Annotated in this window: 16 protein-coding genes and 1 pseudogene; 6 read left to right on the top strand and 11 right to left on the bottom strand. The window is 32.3% G+C overall.

The window, feature by feature from the left end; genetic code table 11:
* Positions 1-263 precede the first annotated feature (263 nt).
* Positions 264-782 (bottom strand): GNAT family N-acetyltransferase, encoded by a 519-nt coding sequence (locus MHI13_RS19450; protein ID WP_002469694.1) that lies wholly within the window; start codon positions 780-782, stop codon positions 264-266.
* Between the two features lie 162 nt (positions 783-944).
* Between MHI13_RS19450 and tatA the strand changes: the two genes are divergently transcribed.
* Both tatA and tatC read left to right on the top strand, forming a co-directional pair.
* A complete protein-coding gene (tatA, locus tag MHI13_RS19455) occupies positions 945-1,166 on the top strand; it encodes a twin-arginine translocase TatA/TatE family subunit (protein ID WP_002432296.1) in 222 nt (73 codons plus the stop codon).
* Positions 1,105-1,884, top strand: a complete 780-nt coding sequence (tatC, locus tag MHI13_RS19460; RefSeq protein WP_050775585.1) for a twin-arginine translocase subunit TatC — start codon at positions 1,105-1,107, stop codon at positions 1,882-1,884. Before tatA ends, tatC begins: the two co-directional genes overlap by 62 nt.
* Positions 1,885-1,908: 24 nt before the next feature.
* Here tatC and MHI13_RS19465 read toward each other — a convergent pair.
* The 3 genes and pseudogenes from MHI13_RS19465 to efeO form a co-directional block, all read right to left on the bottom strand.
* Positions 1,909-3,625 (bottom strand): annotated as a pseudogene (locus tag MHI13_RS19465) (FTR1 family protein).
* Positions 3,606-4,832, bottom strand: a complete 1,227-nt coding sequence (efeB, locus tag MHI13_RS19470; RefSeq protein ID WP_002432933.1) for an iron uptake transporter deferrochelatase/peroxidase subunit — start codon at positions 4,830-4,832, stop codon at positions 3,606-3,608. Before efeB ends, MHI13_RS19465 begins: the two are co-directional and overlap by 20 nt.
* Positions 4,829-5,683, bottom strand: coding sequence for an iron uptake system protein EfeO (gene efeO / locus MHI13_RS19475; protein ID WP_002432505.1), 855 nt, complete (start codon positions 5,681-5,683; stop codon positions 4,829-4,831). The genes efeB and efeO overlap by 4 nt, the downstream gene beginning before the upstream one ends.
* 307 nt (positions 5,684-5,990) lie before the next feature.
* Here efeO and MHI13_RS19480 point away from each other — a divergent pair, with 307 nt between their 5' ends.
* Positions 5,991-6,989, top strand: a complete 999-nt coding sequence (locus MHI13_RS19480) for an acrylyl-CoA reductase family protein (RefSeq protein WP_002432943.1) — start codon at positions 5,991-5,993, stop codon at positions 6,987-6,989.
* Between the two features lie 55 nt (positions 6,990-7,044).
* On the opposite strand, the gene MHI13_RS19485 is transcribed toward MHI13_RS19480, so the two are convergent.
* From MHI13_RS19485 to MHI13_RS19510, 6 genes are all read right to left on the bottom strand, one after another.
* A complete protein-coding gene (locus tag MHI13_RS19485) occupies positions 7,045-7,446 on the bottom strand; it encodes a GNAT family N-acetyltransferase (RefSeq protein ID WP_002432719.1) in 402 nt (133 codons plus the stop codon).
* 24 nt (positions 7,447-7,470) lie between these two features.
* A complete protein-coding gene (locus tag MHI13_RS19490; RefSeq protein WP_340761844.1) occupies positions 7,471-8,505 on the bottom strand; it encodes an NAD(P)/FAD-dependent oxidoreductase in 1,035 nt (344 codons plus the stop codon).
* Between the two features lie 164 nt (positions 8,506-8,669).
* A complete protein-coding gene (locus MHI13_RS19495; protein ID WP_002432207.1) occupies positions 8,670-9,086 on the bottom strand; it encodes a DUF2871 domain-containing protein in 417 nt (138 codons plus the stop codon).
* Positions 9,087-9,219: 133 nt separating this feature from the next.
* Entirely contained in the window at positions 9,220-9,816 is a 597-nt protein-coding gene (locus MHI13_RS19500; protein WP_002432601.1) for a YcnI family protein, read from the bottom strand.
* Positions 9,817-9,827: 11 nt separating this feature from the next.
* Positions 9,828-11,078 carry a copper resistance CopC/CopD family protein gene (locus tag MHI13_RS19505; RefSeq protein ID WP_002469678.1) on the bottom strand — a complete coding sequence of 417 codons (1,251 nt, stop codon included), beginning with the start codon at positions 11,076-11,078 and terminating at the stop codon, positions 9,828-9,830.
* Between the two features lie 247 nt (positions 11,079-11,325).
* Entirely contained in the window at positions 11,326-12,603 is a 1,278-nt protein-coding gene (locus MHI13_RS19510; RefSeq protein WP_064210174.1) for a YhgE/Pip domain-containing protein, read from the bottom strand.
* 162 nt (positions 12,604-12,765) lie between these two features.
* Here MHI13_RS19510 and MHI13_RS19515 point away from each other — a divergent pair, with 162 nt between their 5' ends.
* On the top strand, positions 12,766-13,377 hold the full coding sequence (locus MHI13_RS19515; RefSeq protein WP_002432775.1) for a TetR/AcrR family transcriptional regulator: 612 nt from the start codon (positions 12,766-12,768) through the stop codon (positions 13,375-13,377).
* 70 nt (positions 13,378-13,447) lie between these two features.
* The gene (locus MHI13_RS19520; RefSeq protein WP_002432912.1) at positions 13,448-14,395 is read left to right on the top strand and encodes a magnesium transporter CorA family protein; all 948 of its coding nucleotides are present in this window, start codon (positions 13,448-13,450) and stop codon (positions 14,393-14,395) included.
* 62 nt (positions 14,396-14,457) lie between these two features.
* On the opposite strand, the gene MHI13_RS19525 is transcribed toward MHI13_RS19520, so the two are convergent.
* The gene (locus MHI13_RS19525; protein ID WP_002432683.1) at positions 14,458-15,900 is read right to left on the bottom strand and encodes a sucrose-specific PTS transporter subunit IIBC; all 1,443 of its coding nucleotides are present in this window, start codon (positions 15,898-15,900) and stop codon (positions 14,458-14,460) included.
* Positions 15,901-16,065: 165 nt separating this feature from the next.
* Here MHI13_RS19525 and MHI13_RS19530 point away from each other — a divergent pair, with 165 nt between their 5' ends.
* Complete coding sequence (locus MHI13_RS19530; protein WP_002432854.1) at positions 16,066-16,434, top strand: UV damage endonuclease UvsE; 369 nt, start codon at positions 16,066-16,068, stop codon at positions 16,432-16,434.
* Positions 16,435-16,804 lie beyond the last annotated feature (370 nt).

The following is a 16,804-nucleotide window of genomic DNA, read 5'->3' on the forward strand; positions in this document are numbered from 1 at the left end:
TAGGATAATTAAAACTAGTATACTCATTAAAATAAAATGTACGATTATCATAAACACATTTTAATTCAATGATTAACTGTCATCATAGCAACTGAAACATTGACAATGATGATTACTAGTTATAACAAAATCAACGCCTTGCTTTTACTAAAATTTTACGTAAAATTCATAAAAATTTAACGTGATAATTATATCTAATTTTTAATACCTACGCTAATAATAACAAGTTCAACGTTCTAATTTTATATACTTTTTGGTATATTTTAAATTAAACTTTTTTCCATAATTAAATCGTTATCTACGACATCACCAGTATAAAATTCATGTGAGCCTGTAACAACAAACCCTCTTTTTTCATAAAATCGAAGTGCTTGTGGGTTGTGCTCCCACACACCAAGCCAAATCTTAGTTTTATGATATTCCTTTGCTTTTTTGACAGCCAAGTCAATGAATTTTTCACCTCTCCCGCCACCTTGATACGCCTCATCGAAATAGATTCGTTGAATTTCTAAATAATCTTCTCCCTTTTTTTCTGTTTGGGCATGATTAATATTTAATTTTAAATATCCTACTACTTTTTGTTCATCTTTAAAAAAATAGTGAAATGAATCTTTCTCTTGAAGTTCACGAGATAATTGATTAATGTTATACGCCTCTTCAAAAAATTTATTAAAATCTCTATCATCATAAGACGATTTAAATGTATGATAAAAAGTTCTCTTAGCTATATCCTGCAATATTTCAACTTCATCACTTCTTACCTCACGGATACTCTCACTCATTCCAAACAACCCCTTTTTGTCGTTTAAACTACTTTAACTTATTTTATCGGACGAGTCACGCTTTTTTATTTTATAATACTATCATTTTTCTATTGATAATCTTTATCAATGAGTATAAAGTTATAAATGAAAATTGTTTAAAAAATAGAGTGAGGTTATTATATGTTTGAAAATATGTTTGTCGTAGGTATCACTGGTCCTACAAGTTTAGTCGTAATCGCAATTATCGCATTAATTATTTTTGGACCTACAAAATTACCACAATTTGGAAGAGCTGTTGGTTCAACGTTAAAAGAATTTAAATCCGCAGCAGAACATATTGATGAAGATTCACACGAGACTCCCAGTAAAGCTTCTAAATCACAGCGAGAACAATCAAAATAGTTCTTCACTATTAGAACATTTTGGAGAGTTACGTCACAGGCTTGTCATTGTATTGATCGCACTTATCGTTTCAGTCTTCTTAGTTTATATTTCATCACATTGGTGGATGCAATCTTTTATAAAATATATTAAACGAGCACATGTTACTTTACATACCTTCTCGTTTACCGAAACGATACAAATTTATGTAATGATTATTTTCACAGTAGCAATATGTTTAATTGTACCTATTATTTTCTATCAGCTTTGGTCTTTTATAGCACCAGGCCTACATGTTTATGAGCGACAATTTATTTATAAATATAGTTTTTTCTGTGCTTTATTATTCATTATAGGAGTAGCCTTCGCATTTTTTGTTGGCTTTCCAATGATTATTAATTTCTCTGAAAAACTATCTCATATGCTCAATATAGACCAAGTTATTGGATTTAAAGCATACCTAGGAGAGCTAATTAGATGGCTCCTCGTTTTTGGATTTATATTCCAATTACCTATATTATTTATGGGATTAGCTCATTTTGGACTTATAGATGTTAATCAGTTAGGTCATTATAGAAAATATGTTTACTTTGCTTGTTTTGTTGCAGCAAGTATTATTGCACCACCTGATTTAATATTAAACTTAGCATTAACACTTCCATTAATTCTCTTATTTGAAATCAGCATGTTTATCGCAAAATTCACTTATAGAAAACAAAAAATCACAAATGAACTCTAAATGAGTCTCATTTGTGATTTTTCTTTATTGTTGATTCTTTTTACGTTGTTTAAATACAAATAATAGTATTAAAATAACTAAAATGATTTGAGCTACTATTGTTTCGACACTAGGATAGAAACCAATCCAACTCACTGTAGGCATACCTTCGATACTATGTTGAGGTATCCAACCTAGTAATTGAGCTTTTTGGATACTTACACCTAACATTTTAAATGTCATAATGAAGATTAGTATTGAAAGCACTCGAAATATATAGTGAACTGGAATTAACTTGACAATAAATCTAAATAGTAAAGCGAAGATGATTAAAATTACAATCGCTATTACTATTCCTATTATAAAGTCTTGCGTTTTAATACTACCAATCATACCCATATAGAATATGATAACTTCAACACCTTCACGAAGTACTGATATCAAGCCGATTGTTCCCAATAAAACAAGGTTACCGTTACTAATTGCATTTTGGTACATCGACTGAATCATTTCATTCCAACGTTTTGCACTTGATCGATTATGCATCCACACTCCAACAACATACATTAAAATAACGGCTACGATACCAAGTACCGCTTCCATACCCTCACGAATAATACCATTATTGCCAATTGTTGAAATCAAAACAACTGCTAACGCTATACTTAATACTAATCCTAAGAGTGCACCACCTATCACACTAGATGTACCTTTATGGTCTTTGACCTTGCGGGTCATGGTTGTTAAGGTCATGACGATTAATAGTACTTCTAAGCCTTCACGTAAGAAGATTACCATTACATCAACGAAAGTATAATCTCCTGTTCCAACCGTATCTTTAATATCATTATTGATCTCTTTTAAACCGTCTTTGACACGCTCTTTGTTACTGTCATCTAAAATACTTTTAATAAGGTATTTTATCTTCAATAGTTGTATATAAGCTACTATTCTTAGTTTGAATCTTACCTTCGACATATGGCCAAATTTGAATAAATTTAGATAAAGCCGCATCCGTTTGTTTTAAATCATTTTTATTGATACCAGTTATCGCCTTATCTAACTCATCATTTAATTGTGTCACTTTGTACTTACCATTTTCTTCTGATGATTGTTTTTGGTCCACAGTATCTATACTTGATTTGAACGTATCCCAAGCGTTCTTAACTTTCTTTGGATCTAATGGTTCCTTTTGTATGGCTACACGAAGTTGCATTAAATTCACTTCAATCGTGCCATATTTCCCTTCATCGTAATTACGAATGACAGTTTCATGACTAGTCCAAATTTGGTTCAAACTATTATTAATGGATTCGAGTTCTGAGCGATTTTTATTTTTAATCGCTTTTTGAATAGGTTCATCTTTGGCGTCTACTGCTTGCTTTAATTCTTTAATTTGACCTGATGCATCTTTAGAACTTTGTGTATTTTCATATGTAATTAATGCTTTAGTTAAGTCTGATAACTTATCAGCTTGATCATCTGAAGTTTTAGCACTTTCAACTTCCTTCAGTTTATTCTTGACTGCTTTACCTTCTTTATTATCTTTTACTTTTAAAGCATTAATTTCTTTTCTAACTTGCTTGATAGCTTTTTTCTTATCGCTATCCTTTTTTGAATTATCACTAATCGTTGATTTAGCATCCGTAATTGAAACATATGCTTCACTCATTGAGGCATTTTCAGCATGTACTGGTGCTATTTTAAATAAACTTAATATTAGAATTAAGACGATAAGTATCTTAATCGAATAGTGTTTCACCGAGGTATCCTCCCTTTTTCACACCAGGTAATACGATAAATGTTGCGGAGGCACGATGTGTAATGTATTCATTTAATTTATCTTTATGACCTAAATGGTTTTGAATATCAATAAATTGTTGAGTCGCCTTTTGGAAACTAATAAATAATAACCCTGTTTCTAAAGCTCCAGTTTTGTCATTTGTTCCTGCAGTGTAGTTATAAGCACGACGTTTAATGGACGTCTTCGCTTCATGCGCTAAACGTGCATGAGCATCTGCAGGAATCACATACTCTCCACTACTATCCTTTGCACCGAGATCCATTTCATCAAATTCTTTCTTACCAGTTAGTGGAGCACCAGAGATTCGTTTACGTCCAAACGTCGCTTCTTGTTCTTCGAGTGCAGTGCGGTCCCATGTTTCAATATGAATCTGTATGCGTCGAATAATACAATATGTACCATTTTTAGCCCAACCATCATCAATAAATACATAATCTTTGTATTCGTCAGTATGGCGAGGGTTAACAGTCCCATCTTTAAATGCCATTAAGTTACGTGGCGTTTCATGAAGTTGTCCTGAAACAAAACCTGTTTGAGACCATTTAACTTGTACAATATCTCTAAATGGTCTTATTAAGTTATGGATAGCATGGAAAGTAACTTGATCATCCATTGAACATGCTTGAATCATGATATCTCCATCACTAAAATCATCCGATAATTGATCATTAGGGAAATGTGGTAAATCTTTATAATCTTTCGGTATCTTGTCTTTCATACCAATCTTTTTCAAGAAAGATTTACTTACTCCGAACGTAAGCGTTAATTTACTCGCACTTAAGCCAATTGCTTCACCAGTATCAACAGGTGGTAATAATGGGTTACTACTCTCTTTACCGACAGAATCTCCGTCCGTCATCTGCGCTGCCATTTTCGTCCACTGTTTGAACATATCTTTGATTGCAGCTTTATCTTTCGATTTTAAATCTAAAGCTACAAAGTTAATTGAGCGTTGTGTGGGTGTAGTAATACCGGCTTGAACTTTGCCATAAAACTCATATGCATCTTTCTCTTCATCTTCTGGTGTATCAAACATTGATTTAAAAGAGAATATACTTCCTACTCCACTTGCACCAATGACTACACCAGCGCCACCTATGCCTAACATTTTTAAAAATGATCGGCGTGACATTTGTGATGATTGGTCTTTGTCTAGTTTACTCATTCTGTAACCACAGCCATCTTACTTAATGGTTCACCTAAAGCATTTACAGCATCAGCCAATGCTTTTCTATCTTTCTTAGTTACATCATTATAAGATTTATAACCATCACCGTCTTTATATTTATCAAGTAATTTATTTACCTTGTCAAAGTTCTTTTGAATATTTGAACTTAACTTTTTATCTTTTTTCTCTAGAGTAGGTTTAAATAACTCATATATTTTTTGCGCGCCTTCAATATTAGCTTTAAAGTCGTATAAATCAGTATGAGAATAAATTTCTTCTTCACCTGTAATTTTAGATGTTGAAACTTCATTTAATAAGTCTACTGATCCTTGAAGCATTAATTTAGGTGTAATATCTAATGTATCAGCTTTTGCATGTAATTCTTTAGCATCTTTTAACAATTGATCAGCATCCTTTTTAGTAGTACTGTCAATTTTATTGTCTTGATAAAGTTGTTTTTCAATTTTATGATATCCTGTCCATTGATCTTCTTTTTTCTCTTCTTTCATATCTGCTAAACGAGCGTCAATCTTAGGATCTAAATCACCGAAAGCCTCGGCAACTGGTTCTGAACGTTCATAATACATACGTACCTTAGGATATAATTCTTTAGCCTTTTGAATATTGTTATCTTTAATTGCATCAACGAATTGTTGCGTACCTTTTAAGAATTGATCGAGTTGCTTATCTGTGTACTTTTCATACTTCTTAGTAGCTTCATTTAATTCCTTTTTATTACCACCACTACTATTATTTGTTGAACTTGAACTATCTTTACTATTATTGTCGTTTCCACATGCTGCTAACATTAACGTTGATGCTAATAAAATAACCGGTAACTTTTTCATTACTTCACCTCATAGATTGATAAATAAATGATTAACCTATTGTGACTCACATCGAGTTGGAGTTAAAGTTCTCAATTGATAATCATTATCAAGAATATTATATTCGTGGGTGATATTTGTGTCAATAACAACTCTTTTGATTTTTTATCTAAAAATCCTTTTAAATTTTAAAGAAATTAGGAGACATTTATGTGTTATTTATTTTTAAAAATAAAATGACTGGGTAAACTATGAATAAGGGAATTTAGAGTTGACGATTACTATAATTTATAGAATTTAAAAAGATACTTATAGGAGTGGCTATACTATGGTAGAAAAGTTTCAAGCATTTATAGTTGATCAAGACGACAAAGGTAACGTTTCTCATGATTTTAAAAAGATAAGTAAAGAGGATTTACCTGAAGGTGACGTTCTCATTAAAGTTCATTATTCTGGAATTAATTATAAAGACGCTTTGGCTACACAAGATAACAATGCAATTGTAAAAAGTTATCCTATGGTGCCTGGTATTGATTTGGCTGGTACGATTGAAGAAACGAATGCACCTGGATTAGAAGTTGGAGATGAAGTCATTGTTACAAGCTATGACTTAGGTGTAAGTCATTATGGTGGTTTTAGTGAATACGCACGTGTGAAATCAGAGTGGGTTATTAACTTACCAGAGGGACTTACTCTAGAAGAAGCTATGATTTATGGAACTGCTGGATATACAGCTGGCTTAGCTATTGAAAAATTAGAAAAAGCTGGCATGACTATTGAAGGAAAAGAAGTTTTAGTAAGAGGAGCAACAGGTGGCGTTGGCACACTTGCTATGCTTATGTTAGATAATCTGGGATATGACGTGATAGCTAGTACCGGACGAAAGAATGTTGACGCTGATTTAAAAGAACTTGGTGCTACTGAAGTAATCAATCGCCTACCAGATAATGATGAAAAAGCATTGGCATCACGCACTTGGCAAGCAGCCATTGACCCTGTCGGTGGTCAAAATTTACCTTATATTGTTAAACGTTTAGATAATAATGGCAGTGTAGCAGTAATTGGTATGACTGGTGGCAATGAGTTTGAAAGTTCGATTTTTCCATTTATCTTAAGAGGTGTAAGTATTATTGGCATTGATTCAGTTTTCACACCAATCAAGTTACGTCGTCGTGTATGGAGAAGATTAGCAAGAGATTTAAAACCAAATCAACTTCATGATATTAAGCATGTCATTTCTTTTGATGAACTTCCTCAAGCTATTGATAAAGTGATTAACCATGAAAATACTGGTCGCATTATAATAGATTTTAATGCTTCAAAATAATTAATATAAGAAAAAGAGCGCGAGTACACCTCATAGTCTACTCGCGCTCAAATCTTTAATACTTGATATACATTCCCTTTGAATGTGGCTCGGTACTTATGAACCCAAACTTTTCATAAAGTTTATCAGCTGGATAATCTGCCATTAAACTTATATATGTTCCTTTTTCAGCCACTCGATCAATATACTTCATAATTTCTTCCATTATAGTACGCCCATGTCCCAAACCTTGGTATTCTTTATTTACTGCGATATCTACAATCTGAAAAGCAGTACCACCATCTCCTATAACACGCCCCATACCAATGAGCTTATTGTCATCATAAATAGTAACATTGAAACAGGCATTGGGTAACCCCTTTTCAGCAGCTTCAATTGACTTAGGACTCATACCAGCGTTGACTCTTAAATCACAGTATTCTTGAACTTTAGGTGCTTCAAAATTAATTTCTACCATCACTATGCTATCCTTTCAATAAACTTAGTATAGATATTGGTTCACAATATCTTTGTTTGATTCCTTAAAGATATCGTTATGACTTGATACATAACCTTCAGTTGCTGCATGAGGTTCGATGTACGTCTTAGCTAAATTAGCAGCATTACCAGCATCACTGAATGCGCTCGCAATTAAATGTACTTTAGCATCATGGTGCACGATATCGCCACATGCGTAAATACCCTCTACACTAGTAGTCGTATTCCCAAAGCCTTTAACTCGGTATTCATCATAAAGTTCAAATTGTGATGTACAATCTTTGAGTAATGGATTCTCATGATCAAAGCCATGACTAATTATGACTTCATCAAAAGCTTGAGTTTCGATTTTACCGCTCTCAACATTCTCCAGTTTCACTTGATGAATACGTGTATCATTGTAATTTCCAATAAGTTGTTTAATTTTAGTGTTTGGCAGTAATTGTACACCAAGTTCTTTAAGAATCCCATTCATAGCTTCATAACCACTTGTTTCTGATTTTCGATAAATCACCGTTACGCTTTTGGCAATTTTCGCAATATCTCGCGCCCAATCTAATGCAGTATTTCCTCCGCCAGAAATAAGGACATCTTTATCTCTAAATTTTGAAAATGACTGAACGACATAGTGAAGATTTGTAAGTTGATAACGTTCTGCACCTTTAATATCAAGCGGTTTTGGATTAATGATTCCTCCTCCAATAGCGAAAATAACTGCTTTGGATTCATAAATGTGCCCTTCACTTGTTTCAATTTCAAAATGTCTTTCTGAAACTTTACGTATATCAGTAACACGTTCATTTAAATTTACTTTAGGATTAAAATGTAAACCTTGTTCAATCATATCTTCGATAATCTGGTAGCACGGTTTAGGTGCAACACCACCAATGTCCCAAATAATTTTCTCCGGATAAATTTGCATTTTACCACCTAACTTATCTTGCACATCAATGATTCTAACTGACATCCCTCTCAACCCAGAGTAGAAACTTGCAAACAAGCCAGCTGGACCGCCACCTATAATCGTAACGTCTTCCATATTGCTTCCTCCTATAATATGTAAAGCATATTAATTAATTCCCAGTGATAATTATTATCATTTATTTCATCAATATTATACTATATGTGAAATGCGTATTGAAGATATTCATATTAGCACTACATAAAAAAACTCGTGAGTCATTAAAAACTCACGAGTTAAAATTAATCCTTAGGTTCAGTAATAATTGCTTGTCTAAGTAAAAAGAATAATAATAACAGTCCTGCTAGCATTCCCGTATGACCTATACCAGCAAAGCCTGCTAAAGCTTCTGGTGAATATTTTGCACCAATCACTTGTAAAGTACCTTTATAAGTCATCATGCCTATTGTCACTATGACACCTAAATGATAGACGATAAAGAACCAATTAAATAAATAATAACTACTTAATTTAAATACCTTTTCAAGTGGTAATAAAAGTAAGAACATAAACATTCCGAGTATAAGTGTATGAGTATGTACTAATGCTAATTGTGTATCACCCGTAAAATGATGCGCTTTAGTTAATTCTCTGTAATAGAAACCACTTAATAGTCCTATAATCATATAGAATAAAAAAGAATATAGTAATCTACGCATGATGAATCCTCCCTCACGGTTATATTATAGAACATATTACTAAATATTAAAGTGACAAAATCACGAAGAATATAGATGACTACAAAAAATTCCTAAAAAGATAACGTAAACTTTTTAGGAATTTTTGAGCTCTTTATTTTTTATTACGTGCATGTTTAAATAGAGCAACTAATGAAATAATTATTGCAAAGATGGACACAATCCATAAAGCGATTGAGCCTCCACCATTTGAAGTAGATGCTTCAGATTTATTATCATTTGAACTTGCACCTTTTTTCACAGTAGTAGTTGGAGCAGGATGTTCACTATTTTCTTTACCAGTCCATTTTACAACATCACCGTTATCATACGTTTGATATGCTTTCCATTTAAATGTGCCCTCATCTTCAGGATTAGCTGCTACAATCGGAAATTCTATAAACTCGTTAGGTCCTATTCCTTTACCAGTAGCTTTCCATGTAATTTTTGTGATATTGCCTTTCTTATCTTTTTTAAATTGATGTTTAAATCCTTCAACAGGTGCAACGTTTGCTACGTTGACACCTTTAGGGACATTCAATTCAACTTTGACAGTGTTATTATCTTGCTCAACTGGAACCCTCACATCATATTTGTCATAAGATCCTGGTTCACTTTGGTTGGGATTAAGTGTCACGTGTGCATCGGCGTATTTAAAACATCCAATCGCAAAAAATAAAACAATTGTCATTGATATCAATTTGCGTAACATGATTTTCCTCCTTAACTTGGGATATTAATTTGACTCATCATCACACCGGCAAAAATTAAAATAATGCCGATAATAAGTTCTATAAATAGAGTTACTTTGTTTACATGATTTCTTTTACCTAAAGCACGGTACGTTTGGTAAAATCCTAAAATCATCATGATTAATGTACCAATCACTTTAATAATGATAAATACTGTCCAAGCTTGTATATTATTCCATATAGCTAAGACATTCGTTTCGTCAATAGCCATCAGGACACCAGAAATTATCAATATAGCTACCGCTGTAATATTAGTTTTCAAAAGCATATGTCTAACATTTGTTAATTGATTGCCACGTCCATTTTTAGCGTAACAAATCAGATAGACTAACGCGCCTAACCATAGTGTCATTCCTGCTAAATGTAGCGTTCTAATTACTATAGACCAAAGTGGCACATGTTGTGACCACGCATGACCAGACATTGCTATAGCTAATATCATTGCAAACGACACAAGCCAGTACCATAATTTTTCCATATCTTTAAGAACCATTAATATAAATAATACAATAAGCGCAATTGAACTAATGATATATGGAAATTGCATAATGACGTTAGCTTTAAAAGATAAAATATCGTTTAACACATCTGATGTGAGTGTCATCATATAAACGAGTATCGACATAAGAATCGACATCCCCATTATCCATGCGACACCGACCTGTTTAGGTAATATGTTAAATTGCTTTAATCCTCGACGTTTAGCAATACCATTCATCCAGAACAAGCCAACTAAAATAATCGTTGCACCTTCTGTAAGGTATCGAAATACACCAAACCAAAAGCTTGGTTGTTCATAAAAAGAATCAGAGGTATCAACATTTTTAGCAGTCACCTTGCCTACTGAAAACTCAAATTTATTACTCACTTCATGACCATCTGCTGAAATCGCATGCCATTCAACTGTATTTGTCCCTTTAGCAATTTGATCTCCAGGAAATTCTAAAGTTTTTGACCATCCTGAAGTTGTAGGTTTTACTTCACTTATTTTTTTACCTTTATCATTATATAAAGTTATATTTGAATATTTTGCATTGACTGGCTCATTATATTCCAGCTGTATGTCTTCTGGTTTATCTTTAACAACTCCTCTATCTTGCGGTGTTGTTTTTTCTAAAGTTGCATGTGCAGAAGCTTGTTGCTGAAAGGCTGGAACCAATGTCATTAATATTATAACTATCAATGCAATCATGTACTTTGTCATTTTACTATGTACTAACATTGAAACCTCCCCATATAAGTGCTTTTAAATTTTGCCCTGTTTCCAATAATATAGCTTACATTTCCACTTAACAATAACAATTCTAATTTTTCACTATTTCGACAAAAAAGAAGACAAGTAAGAAACCTTAATCTCTAACGTCTCTTAAACTTGTCTTTTAAAATTATGCTTCTGGAAGCAACCCTACTTTATCAACTACTAAATAAACAACGTTAGCTAATAATAAACTAACGCTGTTTAATTCATATTATGAAGGTATTTCAGTACGTTTAGTACTATGTTTTCTAACTATTGCTGCGATTAAACTTGAAATGATACCGAAAATCATAAAGCCAATTAGCATCCAAACTGTACTATTTAACTCAATTGTTTTATTCATATAAATAAGCTCTTTGAGCGTAGTAGTATAGTGTGTAAATGGATTCCATCCATAAGCCCATTTTTGATAACCTTCTGGGAGCATTTGTTTTGGTAAAGTAACCATTTGCATACTGAAGAACATGAGTAAGATGAAGATAGGTAGAGATTTCATACCTAACCAAACCATAATTCCTAGTATTAATCCAACAAATCCCATTATTGCTAGAGCAATGAACAATGCAACTCTATTAGGATGATCGAAATGGAATCCTAATACACCTTTCATAAAGTACACATATGCAAAGCTGCCTAGGAAAGCTGCAAGTACTGCAGTTACCATTTGTCCTACAGATGCAATAATTCTATGTTGTATCGCAAAGTTTTTACTAGTTCTAAACGCATAGAATAATAACACTGAAGTAATCATTGAGCCCATCCAAACTGGCATAAACATTAAGAATGGTGCATTACCGCCACCTTGATGATCTTTAACTTTATTTACTTTGTGATCATCAACTTTAACCGGATTAGTGATGCCTTGGATATCTTTAGGACTTACATCTACATTCTGTTTTTGAAGTGTAGATAAACTTTGTTTAGTAATTTGTTTATTTAAGTTTTGTCCGACACCTGATAGTACATTTGTAACAATGTTTGATGCTTGTAAATTTGAACCTTGGCTTACAATCGTTTTAAGTTTAGCTTGTTTTACGTTAACACTTTGATTACCCATTTTTTCTTTCATTTTTTGAGCTTGTTGTGCTGGAATTTCACCAGATTCAACTTTTTCTTTCATCTCTGACTTTTTACTATCCATAACAACTTTTTGAGTTTTACTCATTGCATTTTTTGAAAAGTCTTTTTCAAATACAACTGCCCCATAATATTTCTCATTATCGAATCCTTTTTTCAAATCAGATTCTTTATCAACTTTGACCCATTTAATTTTATCTGAATCACTATCTAATAATTTATCTTCTATTTTCTTACCAATATCAACTTTATTACTTTGAATAGTTGTACCTTCATCATTATTGACGATGGCAATTGGTAAATCTTTAGGTTTTGGATTAAATGCTGGATAAAATGCTAGTGAAAAAATAACTAAGATTAAAATCGCAGCAATTGGTGCTAACCATAATAATTTGCTTTTAAAGATATTCATGAAATGACCTCCTTTTTTTATTGAACAATGTGTTGAATATTTTTTACGTTGTCTATTATAATAGGTAAGAACAATTTAACAATAATCAATTTAATAAAATACGTCTGTTATTGAACACTTTGTTGTAAATTGTCTATTAAATCATTGGGAGGTTATATGTAATTGAAAGAAGATAGGCGAATAAGAAAGACAAAATCTTCCATTAAGAAGGCATTTACAACATTATTACAACACAAAGAGCTCGATAAAATTACGATTAGAGATATTACAACTGAAGCTGATGTGAATAGAGGAACCTTCTATTTACATTATGAAGATAAATATATGTTGCTTTCAGATATGGAAGATGAGTGTATTTCAGAGCTAGCTCATCTAACGGATTTTAATCAAATAGATGGGGACACTGTTGAAGCTATTTCAGAACTCTTTATAGATAGAGTTCTTACTAAAATCCTTCAACATATAGATGATAATTTAGATTTTTATCAAATCATTCTACAGTTAGATCGTCGAAGTAAACTTGAAGAGAAAATAAGTTTATTAATTAAACAAAATATGAATCGATATATGAGTATTAATCATGAAATAGATGGTATACCAGAGATGTATTTTCATAGCTATGTCGCAGGCGCTACAATAAATACTATTAAATATTGGGTTTTAGACCCAAATCGTATTTCAGTTGATGAATTAACACATCATATTTATAAAATTGTTTATAATGGACCATTACGAATTATGGCAGAATATAAATATAAAATGAATCATGCCTAACTTAATCGTTCAAATACTATCTAACTGTTAATCAAATTGAATATAGAAGACTTTGAAAGGAATTATAGTTATGATTACTGCTTATAAACATGAAAGTATAAATTCAAATGAAATCATTGAAACTAAAGTGGATCATAGCGCGTCTTGGATTAACGTTGTTGAACCTGAACGTGAAGAAATTGAAGAGTTAATGGAATTCTACAACATTCCAGAGGACTTTATCCGTGACCCATTAGATTCTGAAGAAAGTGCACGTATAGAATATGACGAAGATACTGGCTATTCACTCATTATTATCGACTTACCTATTGTCAACTCTACAAACCGTCGCGTACTTTCGTTTGTTACTATTCCACTAGGTATCATTATAGGTAATGGCATTATCATGACCGTTTGTGATGCCGAAAATGAATTTCTTGAAAATTTTGCAAGACAAGATGATATTAATTTAAAATTTCATAGTCGCTTTGCACTTGAAATTCTATTAACAATTGCAAATCACTATAATAGAAATTTAAGATTATTAAATAAATCGCGAATTCGTATCGAGAAAGATTTAAAGAATAACATTACTAACAAACAATTATTTAAACTTATGGAAGTTGAAAAAAGCTTAGTTTATTTCTTAGCGGCATTAAAAGGTAATGATACAATTATTAAAAAACTATTTCGTTTACCTGCAATCAAACGTTTTGAAGAAGATGAAGAATTACTTGAAGACTTAGTAATCGAAAATAATCAAGCTATTGAAACAACCGAATTACATCAACGTATCCTTGAAAGTATTACAACATCTTATGCTTCATTATTATCTAACGACATGAATACAATAATGAAGACATTAACACTGTTTACTGTACTACTTACTCTTCCTACGCTCGTGTTTAGTTTCTTCGGTATGAACGTACCATTACCTATAGACGACCATAGTTATGTCTCATGGGTAATCGTTGTAGGTATATCATTGATACTTGTTGCAATAGTGAGTATCTATTTATGGCGTAAACAAAAGCTTTAAATCATATTTTATATAAAAAGTCCCACTTGAATTTGATTTTAAATTCAAGCGGGACTTTTTAATTATTTAGCTGCAGCTTTATAGGTCTTTCTTTTCGATAAAACAAATGTAACAACGATTGACACAATAAAGGCAATCATCATACCTATGAGATAGTGTAACCAACCTGCATGCGCTGGATTAATAGATATAAATCCTGGTAAACCTGCAGTACCCAGTGCAATAGCTTTCACTTTGAAAAATGAAATATAAGCTGAACCTAATCCAGATCCCACAACAGCACCTATAAATGGATATCTTAATTTAAGATTGACACCAAACATCGCTGGTTCCGTAATACCTAATAATGCAGAAATTCCAGCTGCAGATGCCACACCTTTTAGTTTTTTATTATGTTTAATTATAAAGAATGCTGCAATGGCTGCACCACCTTGAGCAACATTAGACATAGTAGCAATTGGAAAGATGAACGAACCTCCCGTTTTAGTGGCGTCAGCAATCAAGGTCGTTTCAACTGCGATGAAGCTATGATGCATGCCAGTAATTACAATTGGTGCATAAAGTAAGCCGAATATGAGGCCTCCTATAGCCCCACCAAAATCATACAACCAAGTTAGTCCATCTGATAACCAATATCCTAATTGACGTGTAATAGGTCCAACGAATAAAAATGTGATAAAAGCTGTAACAAATATAGATAACAATGGTGTCAGTAAATTATCCAAAACAGTCGGTATCACTTTACGTAGCCACTTTTCAATTGTAGCTAAAATATACGCAGCAACTAACATGGGAAGCACTTGTCCTTGATAGCCCACCTGATTAATATGTAATCCAAAAATATCCCAATGGGGAATAGCTTTCCCTGCTTCAACTGCTTTAGGAAAATCATAAGCGCTCATTAAACTAGGATGAACTAATATCATGCCTAGTGCGGCACCTAAGAAAGGATTACCCCCAAAACGTTTAGCTGCACTAAATCCTATTAAAATAGGAAGTAAAGTAAATGGTGCATTTGCAAAGACGTTTATCATTTCAGCCAAGCCAGCAAATTGACTGTGAACATCAATGAATGATTGTCCTTTATAGAACAAATCTTTGGCAGTTAGAATGTTATTCAATCCCATCAATAAACCACCAGCTACAATTGCTGGAATAATAGGAACAAATATATCAGACAACATTTTCACAAATTTTTGTAAAGGATTCATATTTTTAGTCGACTTATCTTTAACATCTGATGTCGTTGATGCCTCTTTGCCAGTAATTTTCTCTAATTCATTAAATACTTTGTTAACAGTCCCAGATCCAATAATGATTTGATACTGTCCCCCAGTTGAGAAAGTTCCCTTTACTACATCCATATTATTTAGCGTTTCTTCATCTACTTTGCTTTCATCATTAAGAACTAATCTTAATCTTGTAGCACAATGTGCAATAGCATCAAGGTTTTCTTCCCCACCTATTGCTTGTAATATATCTTCAGCAGATTTCTTATAGCTCATTAAATAAGCCTCCCTATTTAGAAACCGGTTCCATTTATTTAACTTTATTGTAACCGGTTCCAAGATTTTACGCAATAGCTCATCAATCGTTTATTAGTAATAATATTAATTTAGAAACTTAACTTCTGGGTAACCTTAATAATATAAGATGAGGTGAATAATTTAATGAAAGAACGTGGAAAAATAGAAAAGCTTTGGCGAGAAGAGAAATATCGCGTATTACTACATGATCAAAATGCCTATAACAAAATTAGAGCACTGCTAAAAGAATCACCCTCTCTTGAAGAAGTACAATTTCAAATTAATGAAGCAATTAATCATTCTCCAACAACTGGCTCAATTATTAATGCCTATGAACACATGTGGGGTTATTTTAAAAATATAGCAACTGATAATGAAAAACATAAGTCATTGATGTTAAAGGATGACTTTATGAATCATCAAATTGAATTGGACGCCCTACTAAGTTATTTGAGTCAACTTGCTAATAAGTATGAAATTAAATACCTTCAAGAAAGTACAGTACTAAATTAAAAAAAGACCTAGGTGAAAACACCTAAGTCTTTCGCAATAATGTACGTGTTATATTATTTCTAAAAAGAGTAATTGTCTAAGTTGTTTCACACTGTAATAGCATTAAGGCTTGTTAATAAAACACTAATGGAATATCTTGCCTTATAGCTATGTCATTCGAATAATTAAAACATTAAGCTGATAATTAATAAAATATAAAACTTTACCATGACACTACACGAAATATATTTCTTTAATTTAATAGTACTTCGGGGGAGAGTAATTTTAATTAAAAATCTTCTAATTGTTGCTACTAAACAATTGTTGTTGATCGATTATACTTTAATGTGCATAGATGTTGATTCCTGTTGTTGAAATAGTAAGTATTTCA

It is taken from the genome of Staphylococcus sp. FSL K6-0223, from assembly GCF_038008285.1.

What these genes read in the sequence shown, in the direction of transcription:
- MHI13_RS19450 (WP_002469694.1), bottom strand. Translation starts at nt 782, where the DNA reads ATGAGTGAGAGTATCCGTGAGGTAAGAAGTGATGAAGTTGAAATATTG.
- tatA (WP_002432296.1), top strand. Translation starts at nt 945, where the DNA reads ATGTTTGAAAATATGTTTGTCGTAGGTATCACTGGTCCTACAAGTTTA.
- tatC (WP_050775585.1), top strand. Translation starts at nt 1,105, where the DNA reads ATGAAGATTCACACGAGACTCCCAGTAAAGCTTCTAAATCACAGCGAG.
- efeB (WP_002432933.1), bottom strand. Translation starts at nt 4,832, where the DNA reads ATGAGTAAACTAGACAAAGACCAATCATCACAAATGTCACGCCGATCA.
- efeO (WP_002432505.1), bottom strand. Translation starts at nt 5,683, where the DNA reads ATGAAAAAGTTACCGGTTATTTTATTAGCATCAACGTTAATGTTAGCA.
- MHI13_RS19480 (WP_002432943.1), top strand. Translation starts at nt 5,991, where the DNA reads ATGGTAGAAAAGTTTCAAGCATTTATAGTTGATCAAGACGACAAAGGT.
- MHI13_RS19485 (WP_002432719.1), bottom strand. Translation starts at nt 7,446, where the DNA reads ATGGTAGAAATTAATTTTGAAGCACCTAAAGTTCAAGAATACTGTGAT.
- MHI13_RS19490 (WP_340761844.1), bottom strand. Translation starts at nt 8,505, where the DNA reads ATGGAAGACGTTACGATTATAGGTGGCGGTCCAGCTGGCTTGTTTGCA.
- MHI13_RS19495 (WP_002432207.1), bottom strand. Translation starts at nt 9,086, where the DNA reads ATGCGTAGATTACTATATTCTTTTTTATTCTATATGATTATAGGACTA.
- MHI13_RS19500 (WP_002432601.1), bottom strand. Translation starts at nt 9,816, where the DNA reads ATGTTACGCAAATTGATATCAATGACAATTGTTTTATTTTTTGCGATT.
- MHI13_RS19505 (WP_002469678.1), bottom strand. Translation starts at nt 11,078, where the DNA reads ATGTTAGTACATAGTAAAATGACAAAGTACATGATTGCATTGATAGTT.
- MHI13_RS19510 (WP_064210174.1), bottom strand. Translation starts at nt 12,603, where the DNA reads ATGAATATCTTTAAAAGCAAATTATTATGGTTAGCACCAATTGCTGCG.
- MHI13_RS19520 (WP_002432912.1), top strand. Translation starts at nt 13,448, where the DNA reads ATGATTACTGCTTATAAACATGAAAGTATAAATTCAAATGAAATCATT.
- MHI13_RS19525 (WP_002432683.1), bottom strand. Translation starts at nt 15,900, where the DNA reads ATGAGCTATAAGAAATCTGCTGAAGATATATTACAAGCAATAGGTGGG.
- MHI13_RS19530 (WP_002432854.1), top strand. Translation starts at nt 16,066, where the DNA reads ATGAAAGAACGTGGAAAAATAGAAAAGCTTTGGCGAGAAGAGAAATAT.